Source organism: Candidatus Jettenia sp. AMX1 (genome assembly GCF_030263775.1).
Lineage (GTDB): Bacteria > Planctomycetota > Brocadiia > Brocadiales > Brocadiaceae > Jettenia > Jettenia caeni.
Genome location: NZ_SZPP01000075.1, coordinates 1 through 12,036, shown reverse-complemented (window position 1 = coordinate 12,036; position 12,036 = coordinate 1). Strand labels below are relative to the sequence as shown.

At 42.3% G+C, this 12,036-nt stretch carries 14 protein-coding genes and 1 riboswitch; of the genes, 5 read left to right on the top strand and 9 right to left on the bottom strand.

Features of this window, described 5'->3' with window-relative positions; all coding sequences use genetic code 11:
• Positions 1 to 569: 569 nt before the first annotated feature.
• The 7 genes from FBQ94_RS16760 to FBQ94_RS16730 form a co-directional block, all read right to left on the bottom strand.
• A complete protein-coding gene (locus FBQ94_RS16760) occupies positions 570 to 1,196 on the bottom strand; it encodes a penicillin-binding protein activator LpoB (protein ID WP_007221400.1) in 627 nt (208 codons plus the stop codon).
• Positions 1,193 to 1,618, bottom strand: a complete 426-nt coding sequence (locus FBQ94_RS16755; protein ID WP_007221399.1) for a YcfL family putative periplasmic lipoprotein — start codon at positions 1,616 to 1,618, stop codon at positions 1,193 to 1,195. Before FBQ94_RS16755 ends, FBQ94_RS16760 begins: the two co-directional genes overlap by 4 nt.
• Before the next feature lie 54 nt (positions 1,619 to 1,672).
• Positions 1,673 to 3,217, bottom strand: coding sequence for a COG3014 family protein (locus tag FBQ94_RS16750; protein ID WP_285442281.1), 1,545 nt, complete (start codon positions 3,215 to 3,217; stop codon positions 1,673 to 1,675).
• Positions 3,218 to 3,242: 25 nt separating this feature from the next.
• The gene (locus FBQ94_RS16745; RefSeq protein ID WP_007221397.1) at positions 3,243 to 3,419 is read right to left on the bottom strand and encodes a hypothetical protein; all 177 of its coding nucleotides are present in this window, start codon (positions 3,417 to 3,419) and stop codon (positions 3,243 to 3,245) included.
• A gap of 13 nt (positions 3,420 to 3,432) precedes the next feature.
• Complete coding sequence (locus tag FBQ94_RS16740) at positions 3,433 to 4,335, bottom strand: CsgG/HfaB family protein (RefSeq protein WP_007221396.1); 903 nt, start codon at positions 4,333 to 4,335, stop codon at positions 3,433 to 3,435.
• Positions 4,336 to 4,353: 18 nt separating this feature from the next.
• Positions 4,354 to 5,658, bottom strand: coding sequence for a PEGA domain-containing protein (locus tag FBQ94_RS16735; protein WP_007221395.1), 1,305 nt, complete (start codon positions 5,656 to 5,658; stop codon positions 4,354 to 4,356).
• 367 nt (positions 5,659 to 6,025) lie between these two features.
• Complete coding sequence (locus FBQ94_RS16730) at positions 6,026 to 6,787, bottom strand: MBL fold metallo-hydrolase (protein ID WP_040543647.1); 762 nt, start codon at positions 6,785 to 6,787, stop codon at positions 6,026 to 6,028.
• 251 nt (positions 6,788 to 7,038) lie between these two features.
• On the opposite strand from FBQ94_RS16730, the gene FBQ94_RS16725 reads away from it, so the two are divergent.
• The 4 genes from FBQ94_RS16725 (at position 7,039) to FBQ94_RS16710 (ending at position 10,074) form a co-directional block, all read left to right on the top strand.
• Positions 7,039 to 7,308 carry a hypothetical protein gene (locus FBQ94_RS16725; RefSeq protein WP_007221393.1) on the top strand — a complete coding sequence of 90 codons (270 nt, stop codon included), beginning with the start codon at positions 7,039 to 7,041 and terminating at the stop codon, positions 7,306 to 7,308.
• 7 nt (positions 7,309 to 7,315) lie between these two features.
• On the top strand, positions 7,316 to 8,218 hold the full coding sequence (locus tag FBQ94_RS16720) for a formylglycine-generating enzyme family protein (protein WP_007221392.1): 903 nt from the start codon (positions 7,316 to 7,318) through the stop codon (positions 8,216 to 8,218).
• Between the two features lie 633 nt (positions 8,219 to 8,851).
• Complete coding sequence (locus tag FBQ94_RS16715; protein ID WP_007221391.1) at positions 8,852 to 9,208, top strand: DUF488 domain-containing protein; 357 nt, start codon at positions 8,852 to 8,854, stop codon at positions 9,206 to 9,208.
• Between the two features lie 68 nt (positions 9,209 to 9,276).
• Positions 9,277 to 10,074: a cupin domain-containing protein gene (locus tag FBQ94_RS16710; RefSeq protein WP_007221390.1), complete on the top strand. Its 798-nt coding sequence runs from the start codon at positions 9,277 to 9,279 to the stop codon at positions 10,072 to 10,074.
• A gap of 146 nt (positions 10,075 to 10,220) precedes the next feature.
• Here the strand turns inward: FBQ94_RS16710 and FBQ94_RS16705 are convergent, their stop codons facing one another.
• Together FBQ94_RS16705 and FBQ94_RS16700 are read right to left on the bottom strand one after the other, a co-directional pair.
• Positions 10,221 to 10,628 (bottom strand): hypothetical protein, encoded by a 408-nt coding sequence (locus FBQ94_RS16705; protein WP_007221389.1) that lies wholly within the window; start codon positions 10,626 to 10,628, stop codon positions 10,221 to 10,223.
• Between the two features lie 111 nt (positions 10,629 to 10,739).
• Positions 10,740 to 11,273, bottom strand: a complete 534-nt coding sequence (locus FBQ94_RS16700) for a choice-of-anchor J domain-containing protein (protein ID WP_285442280.1) — start codon at positions 11,271 to 11,273, stop codon at positions 10,740 to 10,742.
• Positions 11,274 to 11,421: 148 nt separating this feature from the next.
• Positions 11,422 to 11,522, bottom strand: a riboswitch (cyclic di-GMP riboswitch).
• Between the two features lie 191 nt (positions 11,523 to 11,713).
• On the opposite strand from FBQ94_RS16700, the gene FBQ94_RS17600 reads away from it, so the two are divergent.
• The gene (locus tag FBQ94_RS17600; RefSeq protein ID WP_352247002.1) at positions 11,714 to 11,938 is read left to right on the top strand and encodes a helix-turn-helix transcriptional regulator; all 225 of its coding nucleotides are present in this window, start codon (positions 11,714 to 11,716) and stop codon (positions 11,936 to 11,938) included.
• The last annotated feature ends 98 nt before the right edge of the window (positions 11,939 to 12,036 follow it).

Sequence of the window (12,036 nt, the reverse complement as noted above, 5' to 3'; positions counted from 1 at the left end):
ATATACTTATCCTACAAAATAATTTATGGTACTCTTTCCCTTATTCTCTTAGTATATCAGATATTTATCCGGCTTTGTGCAACAAAGCCCATTTATATTGTAGTGTATAAATTAATAAGTTCTATATATGAACAAAGAATGTCCATTTGACCCAGTCTGAGAGCGTTGGAACGAGAAGGAAGAACAGGGTGGCACCGACAAACCATGTCTCCGTATGTCTTGAACGGGGATCTTTTGTCCGTGTTGTTCGAATACACCCGTGGATAGGGAATATATCACACTGACAAACAGAGTTTGTCAGTGCCACCCAGAAATAGGCTTACAGAGAATAAAAATTTCCAGAGAGACGCCTCCGGCGAGGCATCTCTTTATGGTATTCTAAAGATGTGGGTAAGGATACGCTCCGTGAGGGGGATTCTGGGGGTGGCAACACACTTGAAATTCCTATACATCAAGGTATGAGCAGGGTGGATCAAGGCGTTGGTTTTTACGCCGAATCCACCGATACTATTTCCAGAAAAGGCGGATTCGCTATCGCTTAATCCGCCACCACAAACTATGTTAGTTTACTACCAACCTATGAGACTTTGTTTTCCTTGTTTAGCAATTTGCTTCTCATCCTCCCAGACAGCCAAACCTCTGCCGTCAGTGAGCGATAACTGAAAGATATATGCAACCTGGCGAATATTGTTTTGGCTATCACGCTTCTCAATGATTTTACCGGAAAGCGTGTAATCAGGCAGCGGCTGCGGTTCTTTTTTATCTGCATAAAACTCCTTTTCCTGCTGAATATCCTTAGCCAAAGGATCTTCAGCGATACCGCCTATTCCCATCGTTGTAGTGGTTAAAACCTTTCCGCTCTGATTGAGGGCAACCCGAATCTTTTTTATCAGCATATCGGTATCAATCTGCTGGGTGGTATTGTTTACAATCCTGCTAATTGCAAGAACAGCAGGCTGCACGGGTGTCTTGTCTAAAGATCCCGAAACCAGAAGCGACTTAACCATATCTTCGGCAGCGTAAGAGAAATCCTGAATATTTATTTCAGAAGTAACCAAAGTACGCGGGCCAGTAGGTTCAACATACCTTGTATGTGTTGCACATCCGCCAATAACTATCAACGATAGTAACGGTATAAGATAAAAGCGGGAAGTCTTTTTCATCATGAATGATTCATCCTTTCTCTTGTGTATCATCTTACATTCTCAATAAATTTTACACGAAAATCCTTAGCCGTTGTTGTAGGAGCCACTGCGGTAATTGTCAAGGTCTCACGCCCCTCAATATGCCGGGGTATCCACACAGAAGCAGGTGCGTTGATGAGCATTCCATTCATATCAAACCATTCAAAATGATAGCTGAATTCCTGCAGGGAATTCTTTTGGTTAAGCAGCTCAATTTGCACCTGTAAAAATCCGCCACTGGTAGTATTTTCGTTCAGGCCAACGATGCTAACCTTTCTATTTAACGTAGCATCAGTAATAACCCGTTTATCAGCGATCATCTGGCGTGTTCCAACCGGGGTTTCCCTTCCTACGGTATTAACCGTGGTACATGATGAGGATACCATAGCCGTACTCATCAAGAGACCTGTCAGCAACCATATCGTTTTTTGCATATTCAATTCCTTACTTTGATTGTTATGTCCTTACTAAAATATTTTCTCTTTATGCTAACTTTTATTTACCTTATCTGTCTGTTCACTTTTCTGTGTTGACTGCTCAGGCCGGGAAGATTCTACCAGAGGAATACTTTTGGACGCTGGAATCTCGAAAGGCACATCTCTCTTTGTATTGTCCTTTAATAAAGTAAATTGCTTTACCAGCAATGGACTGTTTCGGTTTACCGATTTAACCCAAACGACATTGACAACCCCTTCGTCTAGTATTACCGGTACTTTTTGTCCACAATCCGGAGCTGATAATTCGATTTTTCGATTAGCTGGGGTAGGGAAACGGCACACCTGGAATTCCTTGGGCAAGGTAGTCCACGTCCTTAAATCCGCCTGATTCATGACTACCTGGGTAATTGCTCCGGCAATCAATACTGCCAACCCGGCTTCAGGGTTATTTCTTCCCCCATTCGTCATGCCTGCATATGCCCCATAGGCAGCACCCGCCTTTAGTGCAGATGCAATAAGTGTCTTTGTAATGATAAGGGGAAGCACATTTTTAAATTCATGGGTAACGACCGCATCCATGTTTGATAACAACAGGGTCGACTCGGTCATCTCTTCAGAGGAAACGTAAAGACCTGACAGATAGCTATTCCGGTACTTCAGTTTCGGAAAGGCGGCGCCCACATAAGGCACCTGAGGGGTAACGATAAAAAGCGGGAGATCAATGCGGATTTGCTCGCGTTCTGGCGCCAGACCGGTCTCAAAAAAGACATACGTAGTTGCTGGAATCGGATGCCCTTCTATTACCTGCTGCAGGGTTTCCAAATCCTGATGAATAAACTTACTCTCATTCACCATACCAAGTACCCGCTCGAACGACTTACGCGATCTCTCTAAATCTGAAAATCCTGCTGCCTGATTCATGAAAAACAGGGCATCCAGATAAACGGTCAATGGATTCACATAGTCCGCATACGCTTTGAACTGTTCAAGGCTGGCATAATTGTTCTCGAATTGATTCCTGAATCTCCCATCATTATGAACGTCTTCCAAATCGACATACAGGTTTTTTCTCTTCCCTTCTTCCTGTGCTTTTTCAATACGCGCCGCATTTACCTGAACAGCCTCATCCTGGCGCTCGTATGCACGGTTAAATTCTACCCTGGCTTTTTCATAATCTCCCAATTCCAAATAGTTCAACGCCTTGTAGGTATTCATCATGATCTTATCATAGGCAAAACCCTCGTAAGGTAACGTTGTCAAATTAGTAACAGATGCCAAAGTCTCATGGGAAACTTTAACCTTTGCCTTTTCTTCGAACCGGTTGATCATCTCTTCGGCCATATCAAAGGCATGATTACTTTCCTCTAATTGTCCGGCAGCCCGCAATACGGCTCCTTGTTCCAGTCGCCATATTACGGCGTCTTTCGTATCCTTACGTTTTTCTGCTTCAGCAGAAACCTGTGCGGCAGCAGACTGAATATTGCCTGATTCCCAACTTTGGTTTATGTTTTTGGTTTGCTTATTATAACTTGCGCACCCGGCGCCAAACCATCCGACCAGGAATGTAACAAAAATAGCCCCCAGTAATCTTTTCATTTTTCTGTTACCTGTTTGCACCACATCATTCTCCTATTTTACCAGATATACATGGCGACATACGTTTACAACTGTCTGTCATTCCGGGCTTGACCCGGAATCCGGTATTTTTCCGGATTCCCGCTTCCGCGGGAATGACATACTTGTCCCTGTGAAAACGGAGATTCGTATCTGATGAATGACGCTGTATATAGATACCCATGTGATGAGACTCCCTACTGCGCCTTTCTCAGAAGAGTATCTTTGTTAATTCCAAAATCTTCCAGAATCTCCGCTGTTGACGTCTTAGGTAGAATGCTAATGATTTTTACCTTACCAATGAGCACTTCTTCTCTGCCCAGAGATTCTTTCGTGTCAGGATCAACTAATTCTTCACCTACGGCAAAAACATTCCAGACCTGCCCTACCGCAACGTCAGTGCCATCGCCACGATTGATGGTAACCTGCTTGTCTCTCTTACTCAGCACCCTGGGCGGAAAAATTACATCGGCTACACGATTAGCGATTTTTCCCGCCATTTCTCGGGCGATTGTCACCAACAGATCCTCGCCCACCATACCCTCCCTTGTCGAATACGTCCGATTTTCTGAAATGTCTTTATTACTCATCTGGAAATTCGTAGACTCCAGTAATTTCCCCGTAGTTGAGTCGTATATTTTACCTGCACAAGAAAGTCTGACAACACGTTTTGTAGCGCTTCTGCCAGTGCTTTTAAAAGTGGCGGTCTCCGTGTAATCCTGAAAATCATCAACGGTTGTGACAAGGAGATATTTCGCTCCGGCTAATTTGGACTGCAATGCGGCAGATTTGTCATTTGAGTCAACATTCCCGGAATTGGCAAACTCCTGCTCCTTTAAAATTTCACTTAAATCACTCCTCCCTACTACCTGGAATTTTCTTGTCGCATGAATAGAGTCGGTCAGTTGACCGTCCAGTGATTGTAATACACGGTCCATTTCAATCCTCTTGCCTGCCCGTTCTACACCTTGCACAAGAGCGGGAGTAGGTTTGACGGCAGAGACACCTAATGTCTCCTTTTGCGCCCAGGTAAGCGCCGGGGCAAAAAAAGCTAACGTACAAATGGTGAAAAAGATTTTACCAATTAATAAGAGTTTCATAGGTATACCGTTTATTTTTTAACGAGATAGATTAAAAATTGAATTACCCTTCTTAGGATCTATATTGAAATCCCCTTTGACATGTATATTGAACCCGCTTTGTCTCAGCATCTGTGCGCCCCCTTTTATCAATTCGACTGTGGCATCTGTCAGTTTCTCTCCATTTTTCAAATCCTGGAGAAATGCAGTATTATCTTTCCATCGCGCATATCCGGTCTCATGCATCTGCAAGGCTACCTTTAGTTTCTGCCCTTCAATGATATTGATTGTCCGCTCCCAATCCTTAAACCCTTCACGGGAAAGGCGAATTTTACTGAGTCCCTGAGGCACCTTAAAAACGCCGGGGGCAGAACCAATAACCGTTCCATTCAGTTCAACAGTAACATCCAGCGCTTGTACTTCCAATGCGTCCTTTTCAATTATCACGGTACCGTTTTCTGTCAATCGAACATCAGGAATGCTTATTGGCAACTGGGCTAAATCCTGCATCCCGCAAGCAATCGTAATTTCAACAAGGTTACGTCCCGGAGGAGGTTGGGCAAGGTGTTTTTTGTCTAAACCTTCTGCAACCTTAACTGCCGCATCATCCAATAGTCCATTGATCATATCGCTGTCCTCGCTGCGGCTGCTTTCTGTAGAACGCAAAGATTTACTCACCCTGACAGTATCTGCAACCAAAGTCCCACCATATACACTATCGAGAATCTTATAACTTATTCGTACATGAGTAATGAGATTCATGGTTTCCACCCCGTAGCCTTTAAATGCTTTCTTTTCCGTGCCAAGGGAAGCCAGGGAAACCACAACGATATAATCTGCACCTATCATCTGCGTTAATCGCAAAACAGAAGTTTCTTTACTGAGGAGTTTGTCCAGTCCTGCACCCGATACCCTCTCCTCCAAACCTTTTTGATCTTTAGTTAATGAGGCTTTCAGAAGCTGCACGGCATTGATAAAATCCTTTAACTCTTCATCAGAACCCTTCGGTTCTTGTGCAGGATAATTATTCAGGCTATTGATCACGACTTCCCGGCTGAGTACACTGAATCCTTTCTCCGTTATACGACTGGTAATGAAATCCTCCAGCACAGGTACTTTATCATGAAAGGCGCTGCCAGCCCGATTTTCCACAAAAATAGCAGCCTTGCGCATAGACTGTTCGCCTGATTCAGCAATTGAAAGGGTATTTATAAAAAGAAAAGGAGAAAGAATCGACAGGTATACGCATATGCACTGTATGAATGAGGTATACATTCTCATACGAACCTTAGGCAGGACTGATTCTGATGAAAGGAAAAATGCTCTAAAAACTAAATTCGACATCAAATTATTTCATTCACTATTGCCCCATACTTTCATTAAAGGCGCAATTATCTGATAGCGAAGGTGGGAATCTCAAACGAATAACAATTCTCACAATAAAGAAAAATATATAAATTTTTGTGAAAACTATAACAAAAATAAATTACCTGTCAATAGAATTTTTTTTAAAACCCAAACACAATATCATTCAGATAAGGGTCTTTGCAATTTTGTTTGACAGCAATGATCACCGTGATGGCAACCTGCGCACACTATGAATACACTAACAACACTAATAAAAGTCATTATAATACCAATCTTCTTCAACATTTCTTATCTCCTTTTAATGTGTTAAAATGGAATTACTTTCTTCTATAATAATTTTCAATCAAACTTCAATCATAAGCCCATCAAATGCAAATTCAACACCTGATGGAAGTTTACGATTAGCCTCTTCATGTTCGATATCGTGGCACATATGGGTAAAGTATGCCTTGTGTGGCCTTAATTTCTCAACGATAGACAATGCCTGCTCAATACTAAAGTGTTTTGCATGAGGAATATAGCGCAATGCCCCTAATACGAGCACATCCAGCCCTCTGAGCTTTTCCAGTGATTCGGCAGGGATATCATTGACATCAGTAATGTAAGCAAATTTCTCAAACCGGTAACCTGTCACCTGTCCATCGCCATGAATAGCCTCTATAGGCGCAACAGAAAGGTTGCCTATTTTTACACTACCATGTATAACATTCAGGGAAAATCTCGGCTTAAAACCACCACTATCCCGTTCTCCATTGAATACGTAGGAGAAGACATTTCGTATGGTATCAAGAGTACTGGCCGTGCCATAAATAGGCATATCCATACGTTGCACTATATTGAATCGCCGGATATCGTCCAAACCAAATATATGGTCAGCATGAGCATGAGTGATGAGCACTGCATCGAGCTTTGTAACATTGTTTTTAATGCACTGAAGTCTTAATTCCGGCGGAGCATCGATGAGGATATTGGAGCTATTACTATGAACAAGCACAGAGGTGCGCATCCGCTTATTCTTTGGATTATCAGAGGTACAAACCTTGCAGTTGCAGGCAATCATGGGAATGCCATGAGAGGTACCGGTACCGAGAAACGTCACCTTCATGAAATTTTTAGTTAATTCTTAATCTGAAATTTTAGAACTACCTCTTTTTTCTGCTGCAATAAGGTAAAATTATGATATTATTATATGGGTAAACCTACAATCATTTCAAGGATTCTTTCTGTAAGTACGATTTCCCGAATTATTCTGTAGACCCTGATGCAGAGGTTGGCCTCATAATTATTAGCCCATTTACAGAAAGAGCGAAGATTTATTTTTAACTTAAAGGAAATACGATAACGTGGAGAAATGAGATGGATCAGAAGGATGTGAAAGGATATACGCCATACCAGAGAAAGGTAATCAGGAATTTTTATGAGAATAAAGATCTTCGGCTTATACAAAAGTTAGGTGAACTCGTCTCAAATTTATATTTAGAATCCAATGAGAAAAAGAGAGAATCCGGATGGAAAAATATCAGGAAAATACTTATCGATTTAAAAGTAAACCCGCACGAGGTGGAGTACCTGACCAAAGATAGAAATCTTGCAATAATATCAAAAAAATTAGCGGAAATGTTTTGAATCTCTTATGATTAAAATACCTGAAGAAAAACAATCTGTTCCCGACGGTATGATACTTATCCCCGAAGGGCCATTTCTCATGGGAAGTACAAAGAAGGATATCGATACATTATTAGACCTTGATCATACTATCGAGATTGACCGGTTATATAACGAATTTCCTCAAAGAGAAGTTTACTTAAGCGCTTATCTTATAGACAAGTATCCGGTCACGAATGCCCAATACAAGAAATTTATCAAATCCGGGGGTTATACGCAAAAATTATTCTGGTCAGATGCCGGATGGCAGTTTATCTCACAGACAAATCCTTTGGATAGTGGTGATCTTGACACTATTCTGCAGGGCGGGCAGCAAGATTGTCCCGTTGTAAATATTTCGTGGTATGAGGCTGAGGCTTTTGCGAAATGGGCGGGGAAAAGGATGCCTACTGAAGCAGAATGGGAAAAGGCCGCCCGTGGAATGGATGGCAGGATCTATCCATGGGGTAATGTCTTCGATAAAACAAAATTGAATTGCGCTGAGTTAAAGATTGAAAAACCGACTCCGGTTACTCAATTCCCGCAAGGACAAAGTGTCTGCGGATGTTTTGACATGGCAGGAAATGTGTGGGAATGGACGGCTGATTGGTATGATAGTCATTATTATGAGCATGCTCCTCATAAAGATCCACAAGGGCCGGTTATAGCAGAGGAAAATCCCTACTTCGGAAGACCCGAAGAGGTTGGCATCTCTATTTATGAATTAAAACCTTCAGCAACCAGTGGGTTTCTGAACGCATGTAAGGTATTGCGGGGAGGCTCGTGGAATGGGTCTGGTGTAGTTCATATCCGATGTGCGAATCGGGATTATGATGAACCTACTTACAAAAACGATACGATCGGCTTCCGATGTGCTAAATCTCTGGCATAACAGGATGCCTCTCCTCTAAATTGTGAAGAAAGAACGACTGAAGTAATCTTACAATCTTCTGTATCCAATATCAAAGCGGTACCAGGATGTTGTTGTAATCCCCCTTGATCCCCCTTAAAAAAGGGGAAAAAGGAAGTCTTTCTTTAGAAAAGGGGGGCTAAGGGGGATTATGGACAAACATGGCTCTTTTTCCAAAGGGATACCTCCTTTTTATGGAAACGGATTCTTAGCTTGATGCCTATGGGAATGAACCCACCCCTAACCCCTCCCAGGAGGGGAATAAAAGCTAGTTCTCGACCCGGTCGGGAAAAGTCCCCTCTCGGGAGGGGATTTAGGGGTGGGTAAAAGGCTGTTGGGTTTTGTCTTTTAAAACCCAATCTAATTAATGGATAGGAATTTTCTTCTGTAGGGCGACCCTTCGGGATTGTGCTATCTCCGATCGCCTATTCAGATGGGGAGGCAAGGCTTTACAGGCTGTCCGGGAATTCAATTGCTACCTGCAACATATGCTATATGTTGCTCTTATTGCAATAGTTAATCAATATTATAGTATAGCTTGATCCGTAAAAACAATTCTCGGCCAGCCTGTTTAGCCTTGCCCTACAACAGCACTAAGGAGGATAGATTTCCGGTATGATTTATTTAAAAAGAGCTTATGATGCCCCTTCGAAAGATGACGGCTACCGGGTGTTGGTAGACCGGATATGGCCTCGCGGTGTTAGTAAGGAAAAAGCACACATTCATTCCTGGCTCAAGGAGATTGCACCAAGCAGCGAGCTTCGGAAATGGTTTGGTCACGACCCCGAGAAATGGGAAGAATTCAGGAATCGTTATTATCGGGAACTGGAAAATCGATCTGAGTTGGTGGAGCAACTTGTGAGGAAGGCCGGCGAAGGCGCATTGACTCTCGTATTTGCTGCTAAAAATAAGAGCTTTAATAACGCAGTCGCCCTCAAGGAATACCTGGAGAAAAGGCGAAGTAAGGAATAAGGAAGGACAAAATGCAATATTTTGTCCATCCCGTCAAAATAAAAACTTCTATAGGATTAAGATAGAATATGAAAATTGTATCACTTTCAGACCTGCCAGAGGAAGGTGTATCCCATAACCCTGAAATAAAGAAAAAGGTGTTGCTGAAGAAGGATGAAATACCTAATGTAACGGGTTTTTCTCAGGCGCGCATCACACCTGGCCAAATAGCTGGTTCCCATACCCACGATGACAGGTATGAAATCTTCTTTTTCGAAGAGGGTAAGGGAATTGTCCGAATCGATGATAAGGAATACCCGGTTGAAAAGGGTGTTTGTATTGCGGTCGAACCCGGAGAGATCCATAGTATTATTAACACGGCATCCTCCGATCTTGTTCTTATTTACTTCGGGGTAAAGATTGAAAGAAAACCCGTAGTAAAAGACTACCTGGCCGGAAGATTCGGAATATTCAGGAAGGTCGGCAATGTGCTGACATCAAAAGAGTTCAAAAGAGCCAGGCATAAGGCAGAAATATACGCACATAACCCGGAGAAAACGAAAAAACTCCTTGATAAAGCAGTCAAAAAAACAAAACGTAAGAAGCAGGGACCTGTTAGCCAGGCATGGCAATACCTTTCAGCGCTAATCCGGATGGTACGGGCTTACATTCGCGGCGATTATAAGGAAATCCCGTGGGAATCGATCGTTTTATCGATAGCTGCCATTATCTATTTTGTTTCTCCCGTTGACGTTATGCCGGATTTTATTCCCGTAATTGGTTACCTTGATGATATGGCTGTTATTGCATTTGTAGTGAAATCAGTCAAGACCGACATGGATAACTTCCTGCAGTGGGAAAGCGAACAAAGCGAGGCGCTCAAATAAGACGAAAGAATTGTTCATGAGGTCTATGGTCAAAAACTATCTGGACAAGGTAGTAGCTCGCAGGGGCACGGGGCACCGTACCCCCGCTTTGAATTTCCCTCTATTCAGGGAAAAGAAATTCACTTGGATTCTTGCAACGTGAACGGCTAATTTCTTGGATAGTTGATTGATTTTAATAACACTCTCGTAACTGCATCTCTGATCCGTACCTGTGCGACGCCATCTGACTTTCTTATCGCCAGCACCGCTATTTCCGGTATGCCATTACCATCAATGTCCTGCATTGAAGTTATTCCCTCAGGTCTGAAATTCGAATCGAAAAATGTTATATTCATCTCTAATTGCGGGTTGCTTGCATCCCTTCTCTGTACGATTACATTACCTTCCTTATCCACTCCCAGGACGGCTAGTTCAGGAATACCATTGCTATTCACATCCGGAACTGTCGTCAGGGCCTTAGGCGTATAGGTAGGACCAAAGAACTTTATCTTCCTGATCGTTACCTCTGTGGTATTATCCTTTATGATAACTTGCGGAATACCGCTCAGTTTCACACGCAATCCTGCAATCTCAGGTGAACCGTTGCCGTTCAAGTCAGGAAGGGAGGTAACATCTATATAGGGTGCAGAAGGAACGACACCGGTGATCTGGATGTCGTCTATATACTAACCCAAGTTCTCATAAGCATAAACAATAGTATGCCAAAATCCAATCCTTATTTCTTTACCTGCATAAGCAGTAAGATCTAAATCCATCAATGACCATCCAGCGGATGTTCCCCATATAGCATTACTTATATTTGCCCAATCTGACCATGCACCCGTTGTATCATCTTGAACAGAAATCTGGACATACCCAGCATCATTAGGCGTATATGAGAACCATTGCCAGAAACGCAGATGTACCTCTTCGTCACCGCTTACGTTAGGAAGCCTAACTGAAGGACTGATAAGACGACTAGGATTAGTCATAGGATAATTACCATCCAAAACCGTTCCTGCACACCTTGAACCACCATGAGCAACAGGTGAAGGCGGAGTAGGTTGACCCACATCCCAAATACCTTGATCTGCACTCCAACCACTCCATTCACTTTCGAAGCCATACTCGTATACAACCTGTGCCCCGGCAGGCGTCACCTGCAAGAATAAGATAAAGATAAAAATAACAGACAAAAATGACACGACACGACACGACACGACACGCGCCTTTCATCTAAGACCTCCCTTCTAAAAATTTTACAGGAAATAGAGTATCACGGTACTCTATCGTTATACTCCATAAACATTCAGGAATACCCATAAAACAAAAAAGCCTTACTGCAAAGATATTTATTGAAAAAAAATCTTCGGCAGTAAGGCTATCTTCCTGCTATCTGCTCTTTGTGGGTTTATCAGAGATCCTTAACTTTGCGCCCCCTGATCACTCAGGGTTTACCTTTATCGTAATGCTTGCTATAGTATTTCAAGGATGAAACTGAACATATCCTCAACAGAGGAAAGACTACCCCGCAATGACATTTTTAGAAATTCCATAGCATAATACATCCTTGTACGAAAAAAGTAAATTTTATTTTTCGGCAACTTTTGGCATAAATATATAGCATATTTACAACGCTATATAAACTGGAGAGTTATCTATATTAGGAAAACACATAAAATTTTTACGCGAAAAAGCCGAACTTAGTCAAGCACAGATGAGTGAACTCTTAAGAGTAAGCCCACGAGCCATTGCCAGGTTTGAAGCCAAAGGTCATGCTCCTGTCCCACGCATCCATATCATTGCTTCTTGTACCAGCTCTTCAATGGTGTACGCAGGCTATTTTCAATGCAGTTCCTTTAGAATTTGTAGGAATAAAGAATGAAATGATTCTAGCGTGACTTTACTAAAGTAAAGTCAAAATAAAGTCCTAAGGTGTTGAGATATATGAGGAAAGCGAATTTTTTAGTTGTATACACTGAA